Source organism: Streptomyces sp. RK62, assembly GCF_018070255.1.
Taxonomy (GTDB): Bacteria; Actinomycetota; Actinomycetes; order Streptomycetales; family Streptomycetaceae; genus Streptomyces; species Streptomyces nigra.
This window is the reverse complement of sequence record NZ_JAGPYD010000004.1, coordinates 73,317-98,276: the sequence shown is the minus strand read 5'-3', so window position 1 is coordinate 98,276 and position 24,960 is coordinate 73,317. Positions and strand designations below refer to the sequence as shown.

General features: G+C 73.8%; 25 protein-coding genes and 1 riboswitch. Of the genes, 14 read left to right on the top strand and 11 right to left on the bottom strand.

Annotation, left to right across the window (positions count from 1 at the left end; translation table 11 throughout):
- Positions 1–49 precede the first annotated feature (49 nt).
- A complete protein-coding gene (locus KBY32_RS09250; RefSeq protein WP_210979580.1) occupies positions 50–427 on the top strand; it encodes an ATP-binding protein in 378 nt (125 codons plus the stop codon).
- A 78-nt stretch (positions 428–505) separates the two neighbouring features.
- Positions 506–2,797 carry a LuxR family transcriptional regulator gene (locus tag KBY32_RS35810; protein WP_210979579.1) on the top strand — a complete coding sequence of 764 codons (2,292 nt, stop codon included), beginning with the start codon at positions 506–508 and terminating at the stop codon, positions 2,795–2,797.
- Here KBY32_RS35810 and KBY32_RS09240 read toward each other — a convergent pair.
- Together KBY32_RS09240 and KBY32_RS09235 are read right to left on the bottom strand one after the other, a co-directional pair.
- Positions 2,766–3,185, bottom strand: coding sequence for a hypothetical protein (locus tag KBY32_RS09240; RefSeq protein ID WP_210979578.1), 420 nt, complete (start codon positions 3,183–3,185; stop codon positions 2,766–2,768). The genes KBY32_RS35810 and KBY32_RS09240 overlap by 32 nt on opposite strands.
- Positions 3,186–3,235: 50 nt before the next feature.
- The gene (locus KBY32_RS09235) at positions 3,236–4,114 is read right to left on the bottom strand and encodes a hypothetical protein (RefSeq protein ID WP_247689218.1); all 879 of its coding nucleotides are present in this window, start codon (positions 4,112–4,114) and stop codon (positions 3,236–3,238) included.
- A gap of 138 nt (positions 4,115–4,252) precedes the next feature.
- Between KBY32_RS09235 and KBY32_RS09230 the strand changes: the two genes are divergently transcribed.
- The 3 genes from KBY32_RS09230 (at position 4,253) to KBY32_RS09220 (ending at position 7,442) form a co-directional block, all read left to right on the top strand.
- Positions 4,253–4,591, top strand: coding sequence for a hypothetical protein (locus KBY32_RS09230; protein WP_055625299.1), 339 nt, complete (start codon positions 4,253–4,255; stop codon positions 4,589–4,591).
- Positions 4,592–4,605: 14 nt separating this feature from the next.
- Positions 4,606–5,790, top strand: a complete 1,185-nt coding sequence (locus KBY32_RS09225; RefSeq protein WP_210979577.1) for a glutathionylspermidine synthase family protein — start codon at positions 4,606–4,608, stop codon at positions 5,788–5,790.
- 74 nt (positions 5,791–5,864) lie between these two features.
- A riboswitch (ZMP/ZTP riboswitch) is annotated at positions 5,865–5,962 on the top strand.
- A gap of 31 nt (positions 5,963–5,993) precedes the next feature.
- A complete protein-coding gene (locus KBY32_RS09220; RefSeq protein WP_055625301.1) occupies positions 5,994–7,442 on the top strand; it encodes a glycine hydroxymethyltransferase in 1,449 nt (482 codons plus the stop codon).
- Positions 7,443–7,488: 46 nt separating this feature from the next.
- On the opposite strand, the gene KBY32_RS09215 is transcribed toward KBY32_RS09220, so the two are convergent.
- The 4 genes from KBY32_RS09215 to KBY32_RS09200 all read right to left on the bottom strand — a co-directional run bounded on the left by KBY32_RS09215 (position 7,489) and on the right by KBY32_RS09200 (position 10,833).
- Positions 7,489–8,211, bottom strand: coding sequence for a hypothetical protein (locus tag KBY32_RS09215; RefSeq protein WP_374224917.1), 723 nt, complete (start codon positions 8,209–8,211; stop codon positions 7,489–7,491).
- Positions 8,212–8,363: 152 nt separating this feature from the next.
- Positions 8,364–9,077, bottom strand: a complete 714-nt coding sequence (locus KBY32_RS09210; RefSeq protein WP_210979576.1) for a hypothetical protein — start codon at positions 9,075–9,077, stop codon at positions 8,364–8,366.
- A 201-nt stretch (positions 9,078–9,278) separates the two neighbouring features.
- Complete coding sequence (locus KBY32_RS09205; protein WP_247689217.1) at positions 9,279–10,238, bottom strand: hypothetical protein; 960 nt, start codon at positions 10,236–10,238, stop codon at positions 9,279–9,281.
- Positions 10,231–10,833 carry an RNA polymerase sigma factor gene (locus KBY32_RS09200; RefSeq protein WP_181890409.1) on the bottom strand — a complete coding sequence of 201 codons (603 nt, stop codon included), beginning with the start codon at positions 10,831–10,833 and terminating at the stop codon, positions 10,231–10,233. Before KBY32_RS09200 ends, KBY32_RS09205 begins: the two co-directional genes overlap by 8 nt.
- A 164-nt stretch (positions 10,834–10,997) precedes the next feature.
- Here KBY32_RS09200 and trpS point away from each other — a divergent pair, with 164 nt between their 5' ends.
- Positions 10,998–11,990, top strand: a complete 993-nt coding sequence (gene trpS / locus KBY32_RS09195) for a tryptophan--tRNA ligase (RefSeq protein WP_055625314.1) — start codon at positions 10,998–11,000, stop codon at positions 11,988–11,990.
- A gap of 204 nt (positions 11,991–12,194) precedes the next feature.
- A complete protein-coding gene (locus KBY32_RS09190) occupies positions 12,195–12,773 on the top strand; it encodes a 2'-5' RNA ligase family protein (protein WP_055625304.1) in 579 nt (192 codons plus the stop codon).
- Positions 12,774–12,785: 12 nt separating this feature from the next.
- On the opposite strand, the gene KBY32_RS09185 is transcribed toward KBY32_RS09190, so the two are convergent.
- Both KBY32_RS09185 and KBY32_RS09180 read right to left on the bottom strand, forming a co-directional pair.
- Positions 12,786–13,541: a decaprenylphospho-beta-D-erythro-pentofuranosid-2-ulose 2-reductase gene (locus KBY32_RS09185; RefSeq protein ID WP_210979575.1), complete on the bottom strand. Its 756-nt coding sequence runs from the start codon at positions 13,539–13,541 to the stop codon at positions 12,786–12,788.
- Positions 13,542–13,571: 30 nt separating this feature from the next.
- Entirely contained in the window at positions 13,572–14,927 is a 1,356-nt protein-coding gene (locus KBY32_RS09180; RefSeq protein WP_210979574.1) for an FAD-binding oxidoreductase, read from the bottom strand.
- 133 nt (positions 14,928–15,060) lie between these two features.
- On the opposite strand from KBY32_RS09180, the gene KBY32_RS09175 reads away from it, so the two are divergent.
- Genes KBY32_RS09175 through KBY32_RS09160 form a run of 4 tightly spaced genes read left to right on the top strand, consistent with a single transcriptional unit; the run spans position 15,061 to position 17,966 of the window.
- Entirely contained in the window at positions 15,061–15,597 is a 537-nt protein-coding gene (locus tag KBY32_RS09175; protein ID WP_210979573.1) for a phosphatase PAP2 family protein, read from the top strand.
- Positions 15,590–16,582 carry a decaprenyl-phosphate phosphoribosyltransferase gene (locus tag KBY32_RS09170; RefSeq protein WP_210979572.1) on the top strand — a complete coding sequence of 331 codons (993 nt, stop codon included), beginning with the start codon at positions 15,590–15,592 and terminating at the stop codon, positions 16,580–16,582. Before KBY32_RS09175 ends, KBY32_RS09170 begins: the two co-directional genes overlap by 8 nt.
- Positions 16,576–17,010, top strand: a complete 435-nt coding sequence (locus KBY32_RS09165; protein ID WP_055625309.1) for a GtrA family protein — start codon at positions 16,576–16,578, stop codon at positions 17,008–17,010. Before KBY32_RS09170 ends, KBY32_RS09165 begins: the two co-directional genes overlap by 7 nt.
- The gene (locus tag KBY32_RS09160; RefSeq protein ID WP_308293686.1) at positions 16,998–17,966 is read left to right on the top strand and encodes a YihY/virulence factor BrkB family protein; all 969 of its coding nucleotides are present in this window, start codon (positions 16,998–17,000) and stop codon (positions 17,964–17,966) included. Before KBY32_RS09165 ends, KBY32_RS09160 begins: the two co-directional genes overlap by 13 nt.
- Here the strand turns inward: KBY32_RS09160 and KBY32_RS09155 are convergent.
- Positions 17,914–19,194 (bottom strand): D-alanyl-D-alanine carboxypeptidase, encoded by a 1,281-nt coding sequence (locus KBY32_RS09155; RefSeq protein ID WP_366897498.1) that lies wholly within the window; start codon positions 19,192–19,194, stop codon positions 17,914–17,916. The genes KBY32_RS09160 and KBY32_RS09155 overlap by 53 nt on opposite strands.
- A 91-nt stretch (positions 19,195–19,285) precedes the next feature.
- Here KBY32_RS09155 and KBY32_RS09150 point away from each other — a divergent pair, with 91 nt between their 5' ends.
- The 3 genes from KBY32_RS09150 (at position 19,286) to KBY32_RS09140 (ending at position 22,675) form a co-directional block, all read left to right on the top strand.
- Positions 19,286–19,525, top strand: coding sequence for an SCO4848 family membrane protein (locus KBY32_RS09150; RefSeq protein WP_055625315.1), 240 nt, complete (start codon positions 19,286–19,288; stop codon positions 19,523–19,525).
- Between the two features lie 57 nt (positions 19,526–19,582).
- Complete coding sequence (locus KBY32_RS09145) at positions 19,583–20,923, top strand: metallophosphoesterase (RefSeq protein WP_210979569.1); 1,341 nt, start codon at positions 19,583–19,585, stop codon at positions 20,921–20,923.
- A 195-nt stretch (positions 20,924–21,118) separates the two neighbouring features.
- Positions 21,119–22,675, top strand: coding sequence for an ABC transporter substrate-binding protein (locus KBY32_RS09140; protein WP_210979568.1), 1,557 nt, complete (start codon positions 21,119–21,121; stop codon positions 22,673–22,675).
- A 25-nt stretch (positions 22,676–22,700) separates the two neighbouring features.
- Here the strand turns inward: KBY32_RS09140 and KBY32_RS09135 are convergent, their stop codons facing one another.
- Positions 22,701–24,173: a HAMP domain-containing sensor histidine kinase gene (locus KBY32_RS09135; protein WP_055621647.1), complete on the bottom strand. Its 1,473-nt coding sequence runs from the start codon at positions 24,171–24,173 to the stop codon at positions 22,701–22,703.
- Positions 24,170–24,859 (bottom strand): response regulator transcription factor, encoded by a 690-nt coding sequence (locus KBY32_RS09130; RefSeq protein ID WP_115507640.1) that lies wholly within the window; start codon positions 24,857–24,859, stop codon positions 24,170–24,172. The genes KBY32_RS09135 and KBY32_RS09130 overlap by 4 nt, the downstream gene beginning before the upstream one ends.
- Positions 24,860–24,960: the final 101 nt, after the last annotated feature.

The window sequence follows — 24,960 nt, the reverse complement described above, 5'->3', positions numbered from 1 at the left end:
GGCCCGGCGCCGGGACGCGGCACCGGGAAACGACCTCGGGGGAGGGGTTGTGACCGACACGGCCATGCACGGGGGGAGCCGGGCGGGGACCGCCGACTTCCTGGGGCGGACCGGCGAACTCGCGGCACTGCGCCGATGCTACGAGGGGGCCGCGCAGGGCCGGCCCCGGCTGGTCGTGGTCGAGGGGCCCGCCGGCATCGGCAAGACCGCCCTCGTACGGCACTTCGTCGACGGCACCGCGCGCGGCGGTGTCCTCACGGCGGCCGGCGAGGCGAACGAGGCGGCCCTGCCGTACGGTGTCCTCGACCAGCTCCTCGGCCGGCCCGTGCGCACCGACCCGCTCACCGCCGGGGCCGCGCTCCTGGAACCCCTCGGTGAACTGCAGGGAGAGCACCCGGTCGTCCTGGTCGTGGACGACGCGCACTGAGCGGACGCGCCGTCCCAGCACGCCCTCACCTTCGCGCTGCGCCGCCTCGACGCGGACCGGGTGCTGTGCCTGCTGGTCGTGCGCGATGTGGACGACCCGGGTCTGCCCGACGGGCTGCGCCGCATCCTCACCGACGACCGTGCCCTGCGACTGCGGCTCGGGGGACTGGGCGTGCGGGACGTCGCAGGGCTCAGCGCCCGCCTCCTCCCCGAGCCGCTGGAGCCGGCCGCCGCGCTCCGGCTGCACCGCCACACCGGCGGCAACCCGCTGCACTGCCGGGCCCTGCTGGAGGAGGTGCCCGCCCGCACGCTGCGGTCCGCCGACGCCGCGCTGCCCGCGCCGCGGTCGTACACCCGCCTCGTACGGGACCGGCTGGCGCGCTGCGACCGGCCCGCCCGCGACCTGGTGCGGGCCGCCGCCGTGCTGGGCACCCCGTGCGCCCTCGCCCGGGCCGCCCGGCTCGCCGGCGTCGGCGATCCGCCGGCCGCGCTGGCCCAGGCCCTGACCCACGGTCTGCTGCGGGAACTGCCCCAGGCCGGCGCCGTCACCGTCGCGTTCCCGCACCCGCTGATCCGCGCGGCCGTGTACGACCGGCTCGGCCCGGTCCGCCGTACGGCCCTGCACACGAGGGCGGCGCAGGCCGAGGACGACCCGTTCACCCGGCTGCACCACCGGGCGCGGGCCGCGCACGGCCCCGACGAGCGGCTGGCCGCCGAACTCGCCGACTGCGCCCGGCGGCGCGGCGCCCTCGGGCGCTGGGTGGAGGCGGCGCCCCTGCTGCGGTACGCGGCCCGGCTGACCGCCGCCCCCGCGGACGCGGCCCGGCTGGACTGCGAGGCGGTCGAGGCCCTGCTGTTCGACGGCCGCGAGGAGGAGGCGCGGGGTGTGGCGGCCGCCCTCCCCGAGAGCACCGAGGAGGCCCTGCGGTGCTGCGTGCGCGGTCATCTCGCGCTGGTCGCCGGGGACATCGGGCGGGCCGCCACCCTGCTGGAGGAGGCGTGGCGGCTGCGCGTCCCCGGCGCCGACCCCGCCCTGGAGGCCCGGATCGCGGAACAGCATGTGATGGTCCACATGATGCGCGGCCGGTCCTCCCAGGTGTGCGCGTGGGCCGACCGGGCCCGGCAGCCCGGCGGACGGGCGCGCTCCGGGGGCACACTGCGGTTCGTGCACCTGGCCGCGCTGGGGCACCTCGGCGCGTACGACACCGGGTTCCGGCTGGCCGAGGGGCTGCCCGCCGCCGCCCTCGTGGGCGCGAAGGACGTCGAACTCCTCATGGGCCGGGGCGCCCTGCACCTCTACACCGACCGCTGCGGGCAGGCCCGCCAGGACCTGGAGCGGGCCGCCGAACTCGCCCGGCAGGGACCGGTGCCGCTGCGCGTGATCGCGCTGGCCGTCCTGGCGAAGGCCGAGTTCCAGTGCGGGGCCTGGGACCCGGCGACGGCCCACTGGGAGGCGGCGTCCTCCGTCGCCGCCGACCTCGGGCAGCGCTGGTTCGCGCCGGTGATCCACGCCGAGGCCGCGCTCCCGCTCGCGGCCCGCGGCGACCTGGAGGGCGCCGCCCGGCATCTGCGGCTGGCCCGGGCCAATCCGGTGGTCCGGGAGTCCGCCATGGTCGAGGTCTTCGTGGCGTACGGCCTCGGCTGGCTGGCCTTCGTCCAGGGCGACCCCACCGCCGCCGTCGACCGCCTGCTGCCCCTCCTCGCCCATGAGGAGCTCGACTTCACGGCCGAGCCGGCGTGCGTGCCTTGGCGGGACCTCCTGTCCGACGCCCTGGTGGCCGCCGGCCGGCTCGACGAGGCGGAGGAGGTGCTGACGGCCCTGCACACCCGTGCCGTACACCGGTCCCGGGCGTCGACACTGGTGGCCGTCTGCCGGGCGCGCGGCACCCTGCACGCGGCCCGCCGGGAGCCGAAGAGCGCCCGGGACGCGTTCACCGAGGCCCTGGAGCGGTCGGCGACCCTCGACCTGCCGTTCGAACGGGCGCGCGTCGAGCTCGACTTCGGCGCGTTCCTGCGGCGCACCGGGCGCCGGACCGCCGCCCTGGACCGGCTGACCGCGGCCCGGGCGGCGTTCGACGAACTGGGCGCCGTGCCGTTCCTCCAGCACTGCGACCGGGAACTGACCGCCTGCGGAGCCGCCCCCCACGGCACCGCGAGCCCCCGGCACGGACTGACCCCGCAGGAACTCGCCGTGGCCCAGCTCGCGGCGACCGGGCTGACCAACCGCCGGATCGCCCGCGAGCTGGTCCTCAGCGCGAAGACCGTCGAGTACCACCTGAGCCATGCCTACGCCAAGCTGGGCATCCGGTCCCGGGTGGAACTCGCCGCCCGGATCGCCCCTAGCGCGGAAGCACCTGGAACACCGGGCTGATCGCTGAGGTCGCCCCGATCTTCTTGTTGCCGTAGAGGACGGTCGCGTACGCCTGGAGCAGGTGCCCCTTGTGCGCCTGGAGCTCGGCACCGCTCACGACGAACTCGAAACGGCCCGGCAGGTCCGGCCAGTGGGCGTCGCCGAACGAGCCCTCCACCAGACCGGGCTGAGCGGCGCCCGCCACCTGTGCGAGAACGGCCGTGCCGTCGGAGATGTCGCGCAGGGCGAGCGTCACCGTGTACTTCCCCTGCCCGTCGTGCAGTGTGTCGCCGGCCTCCGCCTCGACCACGATCTCGCCGTCCGTCTTCGGGTCCAGCGTGATGTCCGCGATCGCGCCCTTGGGCTCGCGGCTGAACACCCGGACGATCTGTGCGTCGTTCGGTCCCATGACTACCCCCTGGTTCGCTCCGGCCGCCTGTCGGCCGGTACAGCGGAACGCTAGGGACGGCGGCCCTCCCCGGGCCTCCGGGAAGCACCCGGGGAAATCCCCGGGTCCTGTGGAGGCGGTGCCTCCCCGAAGCGGGCCAGGGCCAGGGCGCCCGCCACCGACACCAGGAAGCCGAGCACCGCCAGCCAGGCCAGGCCCTCCCGGGTGCGGTCGCCCAGCCAGACCACGCCCACCAGCGCCGGGCCGACGGTCTCGCCGATCACCAGGGCCGCCGTGGCCACGGTCACCGAGCCCCGCTGGAGCGCCGAGGTCAGGGCCAGGAACGCGGCCCCGCCGCCGAGCAGCAGCGCGTACGTCGCCGGGTTGGACAGCAGATGCCCGGGCGAGACCGAGTCGATCAGCCGTACGGACACCTCCACCACCCCGAAGCCGAACCCCGCCGCCAGACCGAGCACCAGCCCGCGCCCCCGCTCCGGCAGCCGGCCCCCGGCCAGCCCCACGCACAGCACGGCCAGCGCCACCCCGAGCATCGCGAACTTCAGCGCGTCCGACCCCTCCTTGTCGCCCTCCGTCCCCGAGGCGAGGCCCAGCATCGCCAGACCGGCGCACACCACGGCCACCGCTCCCCACTCGGCCCGGCTCAGCCGCACCCGCAGCAGCCGGGCCGCGACGACCGCCGTGACCGCGAGACTGGACGCGAGGGCGGCGCTCACCGCGTAGATGGGCAGCGAGCGCAGCGCGACGACCTGCAGCACGAAGCCGAGTCCGTCGAGCCCGAGACCGGCCAGATAGCGCCACTGCCGCAGCGCGCGCAGCAGCACACCCGCCTCGCCGCCCCCACCTCCCTGCGCGCTCGCCGTCCGCGCGGCCATCGCCTGCAGCACGGTCGCCGCTCCGAAGCAGACCGCCGCACCCAACGCACAAAGCATCCCTAACAGCACGAATTGACTGTAGGGGAGGAGGGGGAACCCAGCCCCGCCACGAGAGCGCGCCCGTCACCTCCCTAGGCTGTCCGCCTGACGAACCACGGACAAAACACGGACACGAACTCGACGGGGGAGACACACATGGCGGAAACACGACGACGGCTGCGGTCCAGCACGGTCGTCCTCGGCGGGATGGGAGTCATCGCCGCGGCCCTGACCTCCTGCGGCTCCGACCCCGACCGGCGCTGCGTCGACCGGGACAGCTACACCTACGAGGGCTACAAGGTCGTCGCGGACAAGAACTGCTCGGGCGGTTCCGGTTCCTCCAGCGGCAAGGGCCGCAAGACGTCCAGCCGCTCGGACGCCGCCTGGTACTACGACGCCGACGTGTCCCGCGGCCGCGCCGACTCCGGCACCTTCAGCCGCAGCGAGGCCGTCGACCGGGGCGGCTTCGGCTGCTCCGGCAGCGGCGGCGGCTGAGCGGAGGCGCCCCGATGCAGCGTCGCACCATCGAACCCCGCCCCGACTGGCAGCGGACCGTCGAGGAACAGGGCCTCGTCTACCCGCTCACCCGTCACCCCGACGGCTCCCTGCGCCCCTACTGGGACGAGAGCGCCTACTACGTCTTCTCCCTGGAGGAGGTCGAGGCGCTGGAGGAGGTCGTCGCCGAACTGCACCACATGTGCCTCGCCGCCGCCGACCACATCGTCTCGGCCGGCCGCTTCGCCGACCTCGGCATCACCGACCCGCGGGTCGTCGACGCGGTCACCGAGTCCTGGCGCCGCCGCGCCGAACTGCCCTCCGTCTACGGCCGTTTCGACCTGCGCTACGACGGCACGGGCCCGGCCAAGCTGCTGGAGTACAACGCCGACACCCCGACCTCGCTGGTGGAGGCCGCCTCACCGCAGTGGTTCTGGATGGAGGAGCGCTTCCCCGGCGCCGACCAGTGGAACTCCCTCCACGAACGCCTCGTCGAGGCCTGGCGGGGCCAGGCCCACCGGCTCCCGCCCGGCAGCCCCCTGTACTTCGCGTACTCCTCGGCCGACGAGCTCGGCGAGGACCTGATGACCGTCGCCTATCTCAAGGAGACGGCCGAGCAGGCCGGCCTGGACACCGGCTGGATCTCCATGGAGGAGATCGGCTGGGAGCACCTGTCGGGCCGCTTCGTCGACACCCGGCTCCGGTTCATCCGCAGCTGCTTCAAGCTCTACCCCTGGGAGTGGCTGACCACCGACCGGTTCGCCGGGCACGTCCTCGACACGCTCGACAACGGCGGCGGCACGGGCACCACCCTGTGGATCGAACCGGCCTGGAAGATGCTCCTCAGCAACAAGGCCCTCCTCGCCGTCCTGTGGGACCTCTACCCCGACCACCCCAACCTCCTGCCCGCCTACCTCGACAGCCCCCGCGACCTGGCGGACACCACCGGCTACGTCGCCAAGCCGCTGCTCGGCCGCGAGGGCGCCGGCGTCACCGTCCACGAGAAGGGCGCCGCCGCCGAGGTGCGCGACGAGCCCTGCTGCTACCAGCAGCTGGCCCCGCTGCCCGTGTTCGACGGCAACCACGTCGTCCTCGGCGCCTGGGTCGTCGAGGACGAACCGGCCGGCCTCGGCATCCGCGAGTCCTCCGGTCTCATCACGGACGAGTACGCCCGCTTCCTCCCGCACGTGATCCTCTGACGCACCCCGACCCTCCACGCCGGGCCCGCATGGTGGACGTGCGGGCCCCCGGCGCGGCCCGCCCGGTAGGCTGGCTCACGGGCCGTGACTGGCGCGCTGGGATGGACCAACCATCGGGGAGCGGCCCACTGGACCCCGTCCAGAGCGAGTGCCGTGCGCCTGGGCCGACCCGTGAACGCTGCACACGACGTCCGGAGGTCCCCATGCCAGCCGAGTCCCTTTCTCCCGAGTCCACCGCCTTCCGTGCCGCCCTCGACGTGATCCGCGCCGTCGAGCCGCGCGTGGCCGACGCGATCGGCCAGGAGGTCGCCGACCAGCGCGAGATGCTCAAGCTGATCGCCTCCGAGAACTACGCCTCCCCGGCCACCCTGCTGGCGATGGGCAACTGGTTCAGCGACAAGTACGCCGAGGGCACCGTCGGCCGCCGCTTCTACGCCGGCTGCCGCAACGTCGACACCGTCGAGTCCCTGGCCGCCGAGCACGCCAAGGAGCTCTTCGGCGCCCGGCACGCCTACGTCCAGCCGCACTCCGGCATCGACGCCAACCTCGTCGCCTTCTGGGCCGTCCTCGCCGACCGCGTCGAGGCCCCCGCCCTGGAGAAGGCCGGCGCCCGCCAGGTCAACGACCTCTCCGAGGCCGACTGGGCCGAGCTGCGCCGCGCCTTCGGCAACCAGCGCATGCTCGGCATGTCCCTGGACGCCGGCGGCCACCTCACCCACGGCTTCCGCCCGAACATCTCCGGCAAGATGTTCGACCAGCGCTCCTACGGCACCGACCCGGCCACCGGCCTCATCGACTACGAGGCACTGCGCGCGTCCGCCCGCGAGTTCAAGCCGCTGATCATCGTCGCCGGCTACTCCGCGTACCCCCGTCTCGTGAACTTCCGGATCATGCGCGAGATCGCCGACGAGGTCGGCGCCACGCTCATGGTCGACATGGCCCACTTCGCGGGCCTCGTCGCCGGCAAGGTCCTCACCGGCGACTTCGACCCGGTCCCGCACGCCCAGATCGTCACCACCACCACCCACAAGTCGCTGCGCGGCCCGCGCGGCGGCATGGTGCTGTGCGACGACTCCCTCAAGGACCAGGTCGACCGGGGCTGCCCGATGGTCCTCGGCGGCCCGCTCCCGCACGTCATGGCCGCCAAGGCCGTCGCCCTCGCCGAGGCCCGCCAGCCCTCCTTCCAGGACTACGCCCAGCGCATCGTGGACAACTCCCGCGCGCTGGCCGAGGGCCTGACGCGCCGGGGCGCCACCCTGGTCACCGGCGGCACCGACAACCACCTGAACCTGATCGACGTCGCCTCCTCCTACGGTCTCACCGGCCGCCAGGCCGAGGCCGCGCTGCTCGACTCCGGCATCGTCACCAACCGCAACGCCATCCCGGCCGACCCGAACGGCGCCTGGTACACCTCCGGCATCCGCATCGGCACGCCCGCCCTGACCACCCGGGGCCTCGGCACCGCCGAGATGGACGAGGTCGCGGCCCTCATCGACCGCGTCCTCACCACCACCGAGCCGGGCACCACCAAGTCGGGCGCCCCCTCCAAGGCCGCGCACATCCTCGACGCGAAGGTCTCGGACGAGATCTCCCGCCGGGCCACCGACCTCGTGGCCGGCTTCCCGCTGTACCCGGAGGTCGACCTGGGCTGACGCCCCGGCGACCCACTCGCGAGCTGTCCGCGACCCGCCCGGTGTCTCACCGGTCCAGATCGATCAGCTCCTGGCGCGGCTCCTCCCGCGGCGGTCCGGCTCCCTGCCGGGCCGCCGCGCGGCGTATCAGCGCCGTCCCGCCCGCGCCGGCCGCGACCCCGACGGCGAGCCCCGCCAGCGCCCACCGGACCTCGTCCGCCCCCGCGCCGGCCCGCTCCTTGGCGACGGCCTCCGCCGTGCCGTACCCCGTCAGGCCGCTCCCCGCCGGCCCGTCCTCCGCCCCGCCGAGCAGCCGCCCGCGCTCCAGCCGCTCGAAGACGGACCGCGGGGCGCGATGCCAGCGGATGTCGTCGTCCTCCACGTCCGGCGCGAGGTCCGAGCGCACCCAGGGGGTGCCGTCGCCCGCCACGACCAGCTGGTCCTGGCGCCGCAGGGCCACATCCCCGCCGGGCGCCCGGTCCGTCTGCGGCCAGCCGCCGATGCCCGTCAGCCCCCAGAGCACGGTGAGCCGGACCGGCGGATGGCGCCCCTCGGCCCACTCCCGGGGCACCCGCTCCGTCCCCGCGTACGTGGGATGGAACAGCTGCCACAGCCGGGCGAAGTCCCGGTCACCGGAGTGCAGCGCCGTCGTCCGCCCGCCGTCGCCCTCGACGACCACCGCCACATCGGGCACATCCCGCACCGGCACCGGTGCCGCCGAGGCGACCGCCCCGGACCCACCGACCAGCACACCGGATACCACCGCGCCCGACACCAGCGCGAGGACCACGGCCCCGAGCCGTCCCGCGCCTTCCGCGCCCCACCGCCACGGCCTTCTCCGCCCCGCCTCCTTCACCCCTACGGCCCCCCTCGCCCCATGACCCCCACGGCTCCTCCACGTCCGTCGCTGTCCGATGCCTGCCCGCCCCGCCGGGGCCCACCTCACACGTCCCGCAGCTCCTGACGCGGCCCCGGTTCACCGCGCAGCCGGTCCCAGGGCCGCCGGGCGACGACCGGGCGCAGGCCCAGCGCCAGCACCGCCCCGGCCACCGCGCCCGGCACGGCCCACCACCACCCCGTACCGGCACCCGGCCCGGACGACGCCCGTGCGGCGGGAGACGCCGAGGCCCCCGAGGCCGCCGCCCCCGAGCCCGACGCCTCCGACGCGGCTTCCGCCGCCGCGTCCCCCGTCTCGGCCGGCTCCTCGTACGCCCCCGGTGTCGAGGTCGGCCCGCCCGTCAGGTCCAGCTCGTCGAGCAGGGCGCGCAGCTCGCCCGGACGGGCGGCCCGGTACCAGGAGCCGTGTGTCTGCCGCTCGACGTCCGTCGTCCGGCGGATCCACACGTCCTTGCCGCGCGCCATCCGGTGGACCCGGTCGATGCGCCACGGCGTCACGTCGTGCACCATCCACGTCACGTTGATCTGGTCGGCCGCCATCAGCGACTCCTCCGGCGGCTGCTCCCGGGACCCCCTGGCCGGGGTGCCGAGCAGCTTCTCCAGCGCGACGTACTCCCGGTCGGAGTAGTACAGCGCCGCCGTCCGCTGGCTCCCCGGCGCCGACAGGAGCACGCTCGTCGGTCCGCCGGCGGACGCCACGGGCGCCAGCCCCCACAGCAGCAGCGCACAGCCCGCGAGCAATGCCCCCGCCACACCCATGAGTCGACGCCACGAGCCCCGCGGCCTGCCGCTCTCCGCTCCCCACATCCGAACCCCCAACCCGAGTGCCACCCGAGCGGCCCGTCCCCGAGCCGCATGACACTTCTGGTACACCGCCCACCCCCACCCGGTTCCCACCTCCGGCCCACCTTTTTCCGGCACCGGCACCGGAACCGCGCACCGGCCCCGGACCGCCCGCCCTCACTCCTCCACGGACCGCGCGATCTCCGTCGCCCGAGCGACCCCCTCCACACCCTCCAGCCGGAACGTCACCGTCCCGCCCCCGGTCTCGTGCGTCCACAGCAGCGTCGGCCCGGCCGTACGCACCTCGCGCTCGAAGACGCCCTGCGCGTCCGCGAGCCACACGGAGAGCAGATGCGGCCGGTCGAACCACAGACCCGTCCGGGGCGTCTCGCCGTCCGTCTCCTCCGGACCGAGCGTGATCCACTCCGGCTGGACCCGCACCGTCTTGCCGAAGCGGGGGTCCAGCCCCGCGCGCCGCTCGTCCAGCCGGACCGTGCGCCCGCCCTCGTACCAGCACAGGCTGACCACGAACCGGTCCTGCGGCTCGCGGGTGACGGCGACCGCGTCCGGTGTTCCGAGCCGCCCCGGCACCACCGGCGCGAACCCGGCGCGGCGCTCCGCCTCGGCGAGCGGCACCGGGCTCCCGCAGCCGGGGACCCCGGCACCGGGGGAGGGCGTCGCCGACGGGTCGTACCGGATCTCGGCGCCCGCGAAGCCGAACCAGTCGAGCACGGCCGCCCGCACCGGAGGTGTGAGCACGAGCACGGCCACCAGGCCGCACAGCGCGGCCATCAGCGCACGCCAACGCCGGCGCGCCCAGCGCCGCAGCGCGCGCAGCCGCTCACGGGGACCCGGCGGTTCGGGCGCCGGGACGGGCAGACGTTCGGCGAGTATCTCGGCCAGCACCCGCTCGACCATCGTCTCGGGGCCGTCCGCGCCGGCCCGCGCGTCCAGCGCACGCCCGAGCGCCCGCAGCTCCTCAGGCAGGTCGGCCCCCTCCGCGCCCGAACCGCGCCCCCGGCTGCCGTCCGCGCCCGGACCGTGCCCCCGGCTGCCGTCCGCGCCCGGACCGCGCCCCCGGCCGCCGTCCGCGCCGCCCAGCCCGTCCCCGGGCTCTCGCCGCCGCCCGTCACCCATGCGTCTCACCCCCTTCCCGAGGCTCGAATTCCGGAAGCAGTCGTCCCAGCTTCCGCAGCGCGCGGTTCAGCCGGGACTTCACCGTGCCACGGGGCCAGCCCAGCGCCTGGGCCGTCTCCGCCTCGTCCATCTCCAAGAGATAGCGGTAGGTGACGACCAGGCGGTGCTCCTCGCTCAGCCGGCCGAGGGCGGCCTGGAGCGCGGCCCGGCGCTCCCGCTCCAGCGCGGCCACCGCCGGGTCCGCCGACTCCGGTATCAGCGGGTCCGCCTCGACCAGCGCCGCCTCGCGCCCGGCGAGGGTGCGCCGACGGGCCGCCGCCCGCACTGTGTTCCTCGTCTCATTGGCCACGATCGACAGCAACCACGGCTTGAACGCCGAGCCGTCCCTGAAGCGACCCAGCGAGCAGTACGCCTTCACGAACGCCTGCTGCACCACGTCCTCCGCGTCCGCACCCGCGCCGAGCGCGGCGGCCGCCCTGAGCGCGATGCCCGTATGAGCCCGCACCAGCTGCGCGTACGCCTCCGGCTCCCCGGCGCGTACGCGTGCGATCACCGCGGCCTCATCGACGATGCGGCCCCCCTCCCGCGTCCTCACATCCTTGGTACACCGCCCGGGCCGGATCGGTTCCCGTTCGTACGCGGCCTGTTCCGGACCGGCCCCCGGGACCTGAGAGAATGGTGTGCATGGCCACTGATCGCCCACTCGCCGCCCACGACCACCCTCAGGGGAACGGCTCCGCCGTGCCGGGCAGCCCGCGCGTGCTCTCCGGGATCCAGCCGACCGCGGGTTCGTTCCACCTCGGCAACTACCTCGGCGCCGTCCGTCAGTGGGTGGCGCTCCAGGAGACCCACGACGCGTTCTACATGGTCGTCGACCTGCACGCGATCACGGTCCCGCAGGACCCGGCCGAGCTGCGCGCCAACACCCGGCTCGCCGCCGCCCAGCTGCTGGCCGCCGGGCTCGACCCCGAGCGGTGCACGCTGTTCGTGCAGAGCCATGTGCCCGAGCACGCCCAGCTGGCCTGGGTCATGAACTGCCTCACCGGCTTCGGCGAGGCCTCCCGCATGACCCAGTTCAAGGACAAGTCCGCCAAGCAGGGCGCCGACCGGGCCTCCGTCGGCCTGTTCACGTACCCGATCCTCCAGGTCGCGGACATCCTGCTGTACCAGGCCAACGAGGTCCCCGTCGGCGAGGACCAGCGCCAGCACATCGAGCTCACCCGTGACCTCGCCACGCGCTTCAACGGCCGCTTCGGCGAGACCTTCACGCTCCCGAAGCCGTACATCCTGAAGGAGACGGCGAAGATCTACGACCTCCAGGACCCGTCGATCAAGATGAGCAAGTCGGCGTCCACGCCGAAGGGCCTGATCAACCTCCTGGACGAGCCGAAGGCCACCGCCAAGAAGGTCAAGAGCGCCGTCACCGACACCGACACCGTCGTCCGCTTCGACGCCGAGAACAAGCCGGGCGTCAGCAACCTCCTGACCATCTACTCGACCCTCACGGGTGCAGGAATCGATGAACTGGAGCAGAAGTACGACGGCAAGGGCTACGGTGCGCTCAAGACGGACCTCGCCGAGGTCATGGTCGAGTTCGTGACGCCCTTCCGGGAGCGCACCCAGCAGTATCTGGACGACCCGGAGACGCTCGACTCGATCCTGGCCAAGGGGGCGGAGAAGGCGCGCGCCGTCGCCGCGGAGACGCTCTCCCAGGCGTACGACAGCGTGGGCTTCCTGCCCGCCAAGCACTGACCCCGCCCGACCGCGGGCGGCGGAGACGGGGGTGCGCCGGACGCACCACCGCACAGCGCTGCACATCACTTCGGTTGCGCCTGCCCGCGGCGGGGCCGTGGCCGTACAGTCGATAGCGGGTGACGGCATCGGCCGGCACCCGCGCCCACCCGACGGGCACGAGCTCCGCGACGGCGGACTCACCGACGAACGACAGGAGACGACGTGGGGACCGTAACGATCGGTGTGTCGATCGCGGTCCCGGAGCCTCACGGCAGCCTGCTCCAGGAGCGGCGCGCGGGCTTCGGCGACGCCGCGGCTCACGGCATCCCCACGCATGTCACGCTGCTGCCGCCGACCGAGGTCGACTCCTCGCTGCTGCCCGCGATCGAGGCGCACCTCGTGGAGGTCGCGGCCGCCGGGCGCCCCTTCCCGATGCGACTGTCCGGCACGGGGACCTTCCGGCCGCTGTCGCCGGTCGTCTTCGTCCAGGTCGTCGAGGGCGCCGAGGCCTGCACCTGGCTGCAGAAGCAGGTCCGGGACGCCTCGGGGCCCGTCGCGCGCGAGCTGCAGTTCCCGTACCACCCGCATGTGACCGTCGCGCACGGCATCGACGAGGAGTCGATGGACCGCGCGTTCGAGGAGCTGGCCGACTACCGGGCCGAGTGGCCCTGCACCGGCTTCGCCCTGTACGAGCAGGGCGCCGACGGCGTCTGGCGCAAGCTGCGGGACTTCACCTTCGGCGGCCCGGTGGTGCCCCCGCAGGCCGGACACGTCGAGCGCGGCTCCATCCCGGCCACGTAGCCGTCACCGTCCTCACACCGGCAGCCGGCGGAACATCGCGCGCGGGACGTGCCGCAGCGCCGACATCACCACCCGGAGCGCGCCCGGCACCCACACCGTCTCCGAGCGCCGCCGCAGCCCCACCTCGATCGCCGTGGCGACCGCCTCCGGGGTCGTCGCGAACGGCGCCTCCTCGCGGCCGGCGGTCATCCTCGAGCGCACGAACCCGGGGCGTACGACCATGACGTGCACGCCGGTGCCGTGCAGCGCGTCGCCCAGGCCCTGGGTGAAGGCGTCCAGGCCGGCCTTGCTGGAGCCGTAGATGAAGTTGGCGCGGCGCGCCCGCTCGCCGGCCACCGAGGACAGCACGACCAGCGAGCCGTGCCCCTGGGACTGCAGGGCGCAGGCGCTGACCAGGGCGGCGGACACGGCACCGGTGTAGTTGGTCTGGGCGACCCGGACCGCGTTCAGCGGCTCGCGCTCGTCGCGCGCCTGGTCGCCGAGGATGCCGAAGGCGAGCAGCACCATGTCGATGTCGCCCTCGGCGAACACCTTGCCGAGCACCGCCTCGTGGGACTCGGGGTCGAGCGCGTCGAAGGCGACCGTGCGCACGTCGGCGCCCAGGGCGCGCAGTTCGTCGGCGGACCGGTCCAGGGCGGGCGAGGGGCGGCCCGCGAGCCAGACCGTACGGGTGCGGCGGGTGATCAGCCGGCGGGCGGTGGCCAGCGCGATCTCGGATGTGCCGCCGAGGACGAGCAGGGACTGGGGAATGCCGAAGGCGTCCTTCACAACAGCTCCTTGAAGGTTGAGGGACAGTGGCTAGAGGTCGAGGCGGCGGGCCAGGTCCGAGACGAACAGGCCGCGGGGGTCCAGGCGGGCGCGCAGTGCGCGGAAGTCGTCGAGGCGCGGGTACATCGCGGCGAGCAGCTCGGGCCGCAGCCGGGAGTCCTTGGCGAGGTAGACGCGTCCGCCGGCCGCGGCCACGTCCTCGTCCAGCGTGTCCAGGAGGGCGCCCAGGCCGGGCAGCGAGGCCGGGATGTCCAGGGCCAGGGTCCAGCCGGGCTGCGGGAAGGACAGCCAGCCCGGGTCGCCGTCCCCGAACCGTTTGAGGACGGCCAGGAACGACGGGCAGCGGTGCTCGGACAGCCGCCGCACGATCGTGCGCAGGGTGTCCTCCCGGCCGTGCCCGACCGTGAACTGGTACTGCACGAAGCCGCCCCGGCCGTAGATCCGGTTCCAGTGCGGAACGCCGTCCAGCGGGTGGAAGAACGCGGACAGCGTCTGGAGCTCTCCGGTCCGCGCGCGGGGCGCCCTGCGGTACCAGAACTCGTTGAACCAGCCGACCGTACGGCGGCTCAGCAGCCCCTCGGGCAGCACGGCGGGGACGGCGGGCAGCCGGGCGGGCCGGAAGGCCAGCGGCCGCCTCCGCGCGCGCGTGCCCTTCGGCAGCGCCTCCAGGGGGGCGTGGTCGCCGCGGGTGAGGACCGCGCGTCCGGTCGCCGTGCCGCGCGCCAGCAGATCGATCCAGGCGACCGAGTAGCGGTAGAGGTCGTCGGTGGCCGTCATACGGGCCATCAGGTCGTCCAGGTCCCGGGCCCGCTCGGTGTCGACCGTCATCAGGGATGTCTGCACGGGCTGGAGTTGCAGGGTGGCGGTGAGGATCACGCCGGTCAGGCCCATGCCGCCGGTGGTGGCGTCGAACAGGGGGGTGCCGCGGGGGACCGTGTGGATCTCGCCGTCGGCGGTGAGGAGTTCCAGCGACAGGACGTGCCGCGAGAAGGAGCCGGACACATGGTGGTTCTTGCCGTGGATGTCGGCGCCGATCGCGCCGCCGACCGTCACATAGCGGGTCCCGGGCGTGACGGGCACGAACCAGCCGAGCGGCAGCAGGACCTCCATGAGCCGGTGCAGGGAGACGCCCGCGTCGCACGACACCACCCCGCCCGCCGCGTCGACGGCGTGCACCCGGTCCAGGCCGGTCATGTCGAGGACCGTGCCCCCGGCGTTCTGCGCCGCGTCCCCGTACGCCCGCCCCAGGCCCCGCGCGATGCCGCCGCGTGCCCCGCAGCCGCGGACCGCGGCCACGGCCTCCTCGTAGGTCCGGGGACGGATCAGCACGGACGTGGTGGGGGCGGTACGGCCCCATCCCGTGACGGAGACGGTCTCGGCAGACATGTCGGCGACCGTAGCGCCCGCTTGTGCGGCATTACTTCTGAAACATCCCAGCCCTCCCCGAAATGGGTGATTAATGGGATGTCGCTCAATATTGCCGTAATCGCGGGCTCGTGGGCGTGAACAGTGGGTCCACATGGACCACCTCGACGCCATCGATCGGCCAGGCCTTCGGGGCGCGGACCACCGCATCCTCACCGCCCTGCACGCCCGAGCCCGCGACCCGCGGGTCGCGGCCGCCGCCCGCGCCCTGTCCTGGACGGGCGAACACGGCGCGCTGTGGCTGGCGGCGGGGCTGACGGGAGCCGCCGTGGACGGCGGGGGGCGCGGCGCCTGGCTGCGCGGCACGGCGCTCACGGCCGGCGCCCACCTCGTCAGCATGGCGGTCAAGCGGATCGTGCGCCGCCCGCGCCCCGCACACGTCGAACCGCTCGTGCGCACCGCGGGCCGGCACTCCTTCCCCAGCTCCCACGCCGCCTCCGCCACCGCCGCGGCCGTCGCCTTCGGGGCGCTCGGCGCGCCCGCGATCGCGCCGCTCGCCGCCGCCATGTGCGTGTCCCGTCTCGTCGTCGGTGTGCACTACCCGTCGGACGTGGCCGCGGGCGCCGCCCTCGGCGCGCTCACGGCACGTCTCGGGTCGCGCTGGATGGGCCCGGGAGGCGTCCATGCCTGAGGCGGGGCCCCTGACGAGCGCCGCGCGCGCCGGGGACGCGACGCTCCACGAGCAGCGCAGGGCGGCGCCCCGGACGGAACCCCCGGCCGGCGGACGCGGCCCGGGCGTCATGGCGAAGGGCCTGCTCAGGACCGCACGCCCCAAGCAGTGGGTCAAGAACGTCCTGGTCGTCGCGGCCCCGGCCGCCGCCGGCCGGCTCTTCTCCGCACACGCCCTGACCCAACTCGCGCTCGTCTTCGCGCTCTTCACCGCGTGCGCGGCAGCCGTCTACCTGGTCAACGACGCCCGCGACGCCGAGGCGGACCGCGCCCACCCCACCAAGCGCCACCGCCCGGTCGCCGCCGGACAGGTCCCCGTCCCCGTCGCGTACGTCACAGGCGGGCTCCTCGCGGTCCTCGCGCCCGCCCTCGCCGCCTGGCTGACCGCACCGGCCGTCGCCGCCCTGCTGGTGGCCTACCTCGCCATGCAACTGGCGTACTGCGTCCGCCTCAAGCACGTCCTCGTCGTCGACCTCGTGATCGTCACCACCGGCTTCCTGATGCGGGCCGTGGCGGGCGGGCTCGCGCTCGGCATCCCGCTGTCGCGCTGGTTCCTCATCACGACCGGGTTCGGGGCGCTGTTCATGGTGGCGGCCAAGCGCTACTCCGAGGCCGTCCAGATGGCCGGGAAGGCGGGCGCCACGCGCGCGCTGCTCACCGAGTACACCCCCGGCTATCTGCGCTTCGTCTGGCAGCTCGCGGCCGGTGTCGCCGTGCTCGGGTACTGCCTGTGGGCCTTGGAGGAGGGCGGGGTGCCGCACACCAGCGTGCTGCCCTGGCGCCAGCTGTCCATGGTCGCCTTCGTCCTCGCGATCCTGCGGTACGCCGTGTTCGCCGACCGGGGCACGGCGGGCGAGCCCGAGGAGGTGGTCCTGCGCGACCGGGCCCTGGCGGTCATCGGGGCGGTGTGGATGACGATGTACGCGCTGGCGGTGGCCAATTGGTGAGGGGTCGGCCCCACCGCCGCGAGATCCTGGGCTTCGCCGCCGCCGGGCTCGCCGCCTACGCCGTCGACCTCGCCCTGTTCACCGCCCTGCGCGGCCCCGCCGGCCTCGGTCCGCTCACCGCCAAGGGGCTGTCCTTCCTCGCCGGCTGCACGGTCGCCTACGCCGGGAACGCCCTCGGCACCTACCGGCACACCCGGCCGCGCGGACCGCGCCCCTACGCCGCCTTCCTCCTGGTGAACACCGCCGGGGCGGCCGTCCAGCTGCTCTGCCTGGCCGTGAGCCACTACGGCCTCGGGTTCACCTCCCAGCGCGCCGACACCGTCTCGGGGGCGGTCGTCGGCATGTCGCTGGCTACGGTCCTGCGGTTCTGGGGCACACGGACATGGGTGTTCCGTGCGGAGGGGAGAGTCGGATCGTGGACTGGCTGAGAAAGCTCCCCGTCGTGGGCCCCTGGGTGGCCCGGCTGATGACCACGCACGCGTGGCGGTCGTACGAGCGCCTCGACCGGGTGAAATGGACGCGGCTGGCGGCGGCGATGACGTTCGTGAGCTTCGTCGCGCTGTTCCCGCTGCTCACCGTGGCCGCGGCGGTCGCGGCCGCCACGCTCGGCAAGGAGCAGCAGGACAAGCTCCAGGACAAGCTGGCCGAGCAGGTCCCCGGCATCTCCGACCAGCTCGACATCGACGCCCTGGTGCAGAACGCCGGCACCGTCGGGCTCATCGCCGGCGCCGCCCTGCTGCTCACCGGCATCAGCTGGGTCGGCTCGGTGCGCGAGTGCCTGCGCGCGGTGTGGGAGCTGCCCGACGAGGAGGAGAACCCCCTCCTGCACAAGGTGAAGGACGCCGGTGTCCTGGTCGGCCTGGGCGGCGCGATCCTGGTGACGATCCTCGCGTCCACCGTGGCCTCCGCCGCCGTCGGCTGGACGACCCGTCAGCTCGGCGTCGACGAGGGCGGCTGGGGCGGGGTCCTGCTGCGGGCCGCCGCGTTCCTGGTCGCGGTGCTCGCCGGCTTCCTCGTCCTGCTGTACGTGCTGACGCTGCTGCCGGGCGTCGAACCGCCGCGCCGCCGGCTGCTGGTGGCCGCCCTGATCGGCGCGATCGGCTTCGAACTGCTGAAACTGCTGCTCAGCGGCTATATCCAGGGCGTCGCCACGAAGAGCATGTACGGCGCGTTCGGGGTGCCCGTCGCCCTGCTGCTCTGGATCAACTTCACATCGAAACTCGTCGTGTTCTGCGCGGCCTGGACGGCGACGGGCAGCAAGGAGACCGAGCTGGGGGACGGGTCCGCGGCACCGGAGACCTCCCGCGGCCCGGACCCGTCCGACGGCACGATCAGGAACGGCCCCGGCGGCGCACCAGGTCGGGCAGCGGCCACCGGCGGTTGACCAGGAAGACGCCCGCGCCGAGCAGCGCGAGGACACCCGCGGCGATCCCGAGCGCGACCCCCATGCCGCCCGACCCGCTCGCCGCGGAGGCGCCCACGGCAGGCTTCGAGGACTTCTCCGCGCCCTTGGCGCCCCCGGCCTCCCCGGACGTGCCCGTACCCGGCTGCGCGCTCGCCTGGGCGCTCTTGGGCGGCACCAGCTCACCCACCGGCTGCACCTTGCCGGCCGCCTCGAAGCCCCAGTCCAGCAGCCGCGCGGACTCCTTGTAGACCTCGTTGTGCTCCTGCTTCTCCGGGTTCATGACCGTGACCAGCAGCACCTTGCCGTCGCGCTCGGCGACACCGGTGAAGGTGTGACCGGCGTTGGTGGTGTAACCGTTCTTCACCCCGGCGATGCCCGGATAGACGGAGATGTCCGAGTCGCCGCGCAGCAGCCGGTTGGTGTTCTGGATCTCGAAGGACCCGCGCACCGACTTGCCCTTGCTCTTCTTCGTCGCGCCCGGGAACTTCGTCCGGACCGTCGAGCTGTACTCCCGGAAGTCCTTCTTCTGCAGCCCGGAGCGCGCGAACAGCGTCAGGTCGTACGCCGACGAGACCTGGCCCGGGGCGTCGTAGCCGTCGGGGGAGACCACATGGGTGTCGAGGGCCTGGAGCTCCTCGGCGTGCTCGTTCATCTCCCGCACCGTCTTGTCGACGCCGCCGTTCATCGCGGACAGCACGTGCACTGCGTCGTTGCCGGACGCCAGGAAGACGCCGAGCCACAGATCGTGCACCTTGTACGTCTCGTTCTCCTTTATGCCGACCACGCTGGAGCCGGCGCCGACGCCGGCCAGGTCGGACACGGCCACCTTGTGCTCGGTGTCCTTCGGGAAGCGCGGCAGCACGGTGTCGGCGAACAGCATCTTCAGGGTGCTCGCCGGGGCCAGCCGCCAGTGCGCGTTGTGCGCCGCGAGCACATCGCCGGACTCGGCGTCGGCGACGATCCAGGAGCGCGCCGACAGGTCCTTCGGCAGGACGGGGGCGTCGCCCGCCAGGTTCACCTGGGTGCCCGGGCGGCCCAGTTGCGCCCCGCCCACGGTCGACATGTCCGCCGGGGGAGTGGCCGACGGGCTCGTGCTCGGCGACGGCCGGGGGGCCGCGTGGGCGACGGGCGCGGTCAGCGCGAGGGACGACAGGACGGCGGAGGCGACCAGCAGGCCACGCCTGGCGGTCTTCGTAGGTGCGGGCACGAGCGGAAACGTACAGGGCGCTCCCATGGAAGTCCCGCCCCCGCCCCCACCCCGCTCCGCGCACCCGACGGGGGACGGCGATACTGAGGACATGAAGCTCAGCCGCCCCGTCTCCTGGTTCCTGCTCGCCTTCGGAGTGTGGAGCTGGGTCATCTGGGTCACTTTCGTCAAAAACCTGATCAAGGACAGCAGCGGGCTCGCGTTCGAGGACGGAGACCCCACGGCGTACTTCTGGGTGCATCTGCTGCTCGCCGTCGTCTCCTTCGTACTGGGGACGGTCGTCGGGGCCATCGGGTTGCGCGGAGTGCGCGCACTGCGCCGGACGTCATAGGAACTCGGCCACCGGGCCGGACGTTGACCCGGCACGCAAGGGAAAGGGAACGCCGGCGTGGTCATCGTCTTCGTGCTCGTCGCACTGCTCGTGCTGTCCGTCCTGGTGACGGGCAACTGGTGGGTGTGGCGGCGCCTCTTCCGCGACACGACGCGCGCCCCCGGGGCCGTGCGCCGCGCGGGTGTGGTCGTCATCGCCGGCGGCTGGGCGCTCACCGTCGGCGCCCTGGTCGCCGAGCGCGCGGGCGCGCCTTTCCTGCTCCAGCGGATCCTGGCCTGGCCGGGCTTCCTGTGGCTGGCCCTGTCGCTGTACCTGCTGCTGTTCCTGCTGGCCGGCGAGCTCGTCCGGCCGCTGCTGCGCCGCCTGCTCGACCGCCGCGCGGGCGCCGGTGAGCCCGCGCCGCGTCCGGAGCCGGGCACCGCCGCGTCCGCCGCCCCGGCCACCGCGACGGCCGGCCCGCGCGCTCACGGCGGCCCGTCCGCCGCCCCGGGTCGCACGGCGGCGCTCACCGCCGACCCGCCCCCGGCCGCCCCCACCCCGGGCGCCGGTGACTCCGGCGGCTCCCGCCCGGACCTGACCCGGCGCCTGTTCGTCTCGCGCGTGGTCGCCGGCACCGCCGCGGCGGCCGCCGTCGGCACCGTCGGCTACGGCACCCACAGCGTGCTGCGCGGCCCAGGCGTGAAGCGGGTCACCGTCCCGCTGGCCAAGCTCCCGCGGGCGGCGCACGGTTACCGGATCGCCGTCGTCAGCGACATCCACCTCAGCCCCGTGCTGGGCCGAGGCTTCGCGCAGAAGGTCGTCGACACGATCAACGGCACCCAGCCCGACCTCATCGCCGTCGTCGGTGACCTGGTGGACGGCAGCGTCCACGACCTCGGCCCGGCCGCCGCGCCGCTCGCGCAACTCCGCGCGCGCGACGGCAGCTTCTTCGTCACCGGCAACCACGAGTACTTCTCGGGCGCCGGGCAGTGGGTCCAGGAGGTGCGCCGGCTGGGCCTGCGCCCCCTGGAGAACGCCCGTACGGAACTGCCCCACTTCGACCTGGCCGGCGTCAACGACGTGGCCGGCGAGGACGAGGGCCAGGGCCCCGACTTCGCCCGGGCGCTCGGCGACCGTGACCGGGCACGCGCGTGCGTGCTCCTCGCCCACCAGCCGGTCCAGATCCATGACGCCGTCGACCATGGCGTCGACCTCCAGCTCTCCGGGCACACCCACGGCGGCCAGCTCTGGCCGGGCAGCCTCGTCGCCGAGCTGGCCAACCCCACGGTGGCCGGTCTGGAGCGCTACGGCGACACCCAGCTGTACGTCAGCCGGGGCGCGGGCGCCTGGGGTCCGCCCACCCGCGTGGGCGCCCCCTCCGACATTACCGTGATCCAGCTGGCGTCCCGTCAGGCGTGACCCGCGCGTGCCCGCCGAGTGACCGGATTGTGAAACCTGCTGGAATCGCCCGTAGGTAAGATCTTTCTCATGTCCCCAGAATCCCCTTCCGCCCGCTGAAATCCGTGTGGTTAGGTGTGCCCGCCGCTTAGGGGAGTGGCGTGAATTGTTCAGCTCATGCGGGGGCCCTGAGGGGCCTGGGGAGAGGGCACACCCATGCGTACGGTTCGCATGCGGATTCTCGCGACGCTGCTGGTACTGGCGGCCGTGGGAGTGGGGGGCTGGCAGCTGCTGCCGTCCCGGCAGAACCAGGACAGAACCATCACGGTCGGCACGACGGACGCCGTCACCTCGCTCGACCCGGCCGGCGCCTACGACGCCGGCTCCTGGGCGTTGTTCAGCAACGTCTTCCAGTCACTGATGACCTTCGAGGCGGGCGGCGTCACACCCGTCCCGGACGCCGCCGAGAGCTGCGGCTGGGTCGGCGACGGCCTGCGGAGCTACCGCTGCGAGCTGCGCGAGGGCCTGACGTTCCCGAGCGGCCGCACGATGACCGCGGAGGACGTCAAGTTCTCCTTCGACCGGGTCAAGCGGATCAACTCGGACGTCGGCCCGGCCTCGTTGCTGGACACGCTCGGCTCGGTGCGCGCGAGCGGCCGTACGGTCACCTTCCGGCTGTCGTCGCCGGACGCCACGTTCCCGCTGAAGGTGGCCACCGGCGCGGCCGCCATCGTCGACCGGGAGAAGTACCCGGCGGGCGAGCTGCGCACCGGGACTTCCGTCGACGGCACCGGCCCGTACACGTTGTCCGGCTACAGCGAGGGCAAGCAGGCCCAGCTCGACCCCAACCCCCGCTACAAGGGGGCCGTCGACGGCACGGGCAGCCCGGTCGAACTGCGCTACTACTCCGACGCGAACGCCCTGGGCGACGCCTGGAACGACCGGCGGATCGACGTGGCCACACGCACCCTGCCGCCCCGCGTCCTCGCCGGCCTCAACGCCGCCGACACCGACCAGCGCGTCTCGGAGGCCGACAGCTCCGAGGTCCGCAATCTGTACCTCAACACCCGCGCCTCCTCCCCGCTGCACGATGCGCGGGTGCGCAAGGCCATGGCGTGGCTGATGGACCGCGAGAAGCTGGCCGCCACCGTCTACAAGGGGACCGTCGACCCGCTGTACTCGCTGATCCCGACCGGGATCACCGGCCACACCACCTCGTTCTTCGACGCCTACCCGAAGCAGAGCACCGCGAAGGCGAGGGCCCTGCTGCAGAACGCCGGGATCAGCCTGCCGGTGCGCTTCACCTACGGCTACGCCACCGGCCGCGGCTCCGGCGCCGAGGAGGCCGAGGAGATCAAGCAGCAACTGGAGGCGAGCGGCCTGTTCAAGGTCGACGTCAAGGGCTACGAGTGGACCGACTTCCAGAAGCGCTGGGCGGGCGGCAAGCTCGACGCCTACGCGGTCGGCTGGGTCGCCGACTTCCCGGACCCGGACACCTACGGCGGCCCCCTCGTCGGCACCAAGGGCACCATGAACACCGGGTACAGCGACAAGACGGTCGACCGGCTGATCACCGCCAGCCAGCAGTACGCCGACCGCGCCCAGGCCACCCGGGACTTCCGCGACATGCAGGAGGCGGTCGCCCGGGACGTGCCGGTGATCCCGCTGTGGCAGGCCAAGGAGTACGTCGTCACCACCGAGGACGTCGGCGGCGGACAGTACCTCTCCGACGGCACCGGCGTGTTCCGGCTGTGGAGCCTCGGTTGGATCTGACGCGGGCGACGCCCCGCCGGCGGTGTCAGGACGCGGACACCGCCGGCGCCGGCAGGGTCACCGTGACGGCCAGCCCCTCACCGGGGGCCGTCCGCACGGCGACCTCCCCGCCGTGCGCCTCCACCACGCCCTGCACGATCGCCATGCCGAGACCGCTGCCGGCGCCCCCGCCGGCCCGGAAGAACCGGTCGAAGACCCGGGCCGCGTCCTCCTCGCACAGCCCAGGCCCCCGGTCGGTGACACACAGCCGTACGGCCGTGTCGTCCCGCTCCACCTCCAGCCGCACCGGTACGTCGGCGGGCGTGTGGACGCGGACGTTGCTCAGCAGATTGCCCAGCACCTGACGCAGCCCCGACTCGTCGGCGTGCACCAGGAGCGAACCCTCGGCGCCGACCGTCAGCGGCCGTTCGGGCTGCTGCACCCGCAGATCCTCCGCCGCCTCCCGCACCAGCCGGCTCAGGTCCACGTTGCGGAACCGCAGGGCGGGCCGCTGGTCGAGGCGGGCCAGGGTGAGCAGTTCGTCGACGAGCCGGCCCATCCGGTCCACCTCGCCGTTCATCCGGTCCCAGACCCGTTTGCGTTCGGCCTGGTCCGGAAGCATCCCCTTGTCGTACAGCTGGAGATAGCCGCGGATCGCGGACAGCGGGGTGCGCAGCTCGTGCGAGGCGTCCCCGACGAAGCGCCGCAGCTGGGCCGCGCTGCGCTCGCGGGTGCGGTACGCGGACTCCACCTGGTGCAGCATCGAGTTCAGGGCCAGCCGAAGCTGCTCGACCTCCAGGGTGGCGTTGCCGCTGGAGGGGACCCGGCGGGTCAGATCGCCCTCGGCGATGGCCGACGACGTCTCCACCATGTCCTCCAGCGGCCGCAGCCGCCGGCGCACGCTGAACATCGTCAGGCAGACGAGCAGGGCCAGCAGACCGGTGCCGACGGCCAGATCCATCTTGAGCGCCTTGCCCATGCCCTCGTGCAGCCCCTCGGTGGGCACGGCGACCAGGACGACGGTGCCGTCCGCCAGCCGGGCCCCGGCCATTCGGTAGCGCTCGCCCTCGACCGTGACGTCCCGCGGCTCCTCGTCGGCGGCCAGCGCCCGCGGATCGTCGACGGCGGAGGCGAGGGCGTGCTGGCGGGCCGTCGGCCGCAGCGGGCCCAGGGCGACCGGCTCCCCGGTGGCGCCAACGGCGACGTACACCATGGACGGACCGGGCAGCGGGTCGGTGTCGGTGGCGCCGCCACCGCTGAACTTGTCCAGGGCGATGCCCAGTTCGCTCAGCGACTCGATCTGGCGCAGCGTGAACCCGGCCTGGCTGAGCGTGCCGCGGGCACTCTTCAGCTCGGTGTCGACCTTGTCGAGCAGATAGAACCGCGCGGTCATCAGGCTGACGGCGGTCGCGACGACGATGCCCGCGGCCAGCAGCGCGACGTTCACCAGGGTCAGCTTGCCGCGCAGCGAGCGTATGCCGCGGATCCGGCACCGCTGCAGCAGGTGCCGGGCCCTCATGCCAGCCCGTATCCGACGCCGCGCCGGGTGGTGATCACCGGGGGCCCCAGGGTGTCCAGCTTGCGCCGCAGATAGCTGATGTACGTCTCGACGACGGTCGACTCCGGCGGGGTGTGCTCGTACTGCCAGACATGGCGCAGGAGTTGCTCCTTGGGGACGACCCGTCCGCCGTTGCGCACCAGGAAGCGCAGCAACGCGTACTCGGTCGGGGTGAGTTCGACCGTACGGCCCGCGCGGTGCACCGAGTACGTCGTCTCGTCCAGCTCCAGGTCGCCGTAGCGCAGCGGCGGGCGCTGGGGCAGGACGTCGGCCGGGCGGGTGCGGCGCAGCACCGCCGTGATCCGGGCGACGACCACGTCCACGTCGAACGGCTTGGTGATGTAGTCGTCGCCGAAGCCGAGGGCGCCGACGATCTCGGCGGGCGCGTCGCGCGCGGTGAGGAAGACCAGGGCCAGATCGGGCCGACTGCGCCGCAGTTCACGGCCGAGGGCGCGGCCGTCGCCGTCCGGGAGCATGACGTCGAGCAGCGCCACGTCCGGGCGGGTGCGCTCGGTGAGGGCGAGCGCGTCGCGGACGGTTCCCGCCGTCATCACCTCGAACCGGTGGTAGCGCAGGGCGATCCCGAGGACGTCGGCGATGCTCTCCTCGTCCTCCACGACCAGCACGGTGCCTGAAGCCGTCGTCATGCCCCCAGTATCTGTGGGCTCGCGTGCGTCGGGGCCGGTTCCGTCTTTGGAGTTCCTTGAGAGTCATGGCGGTCGGCTGCCGCGCGGGCGGGCGCACACCC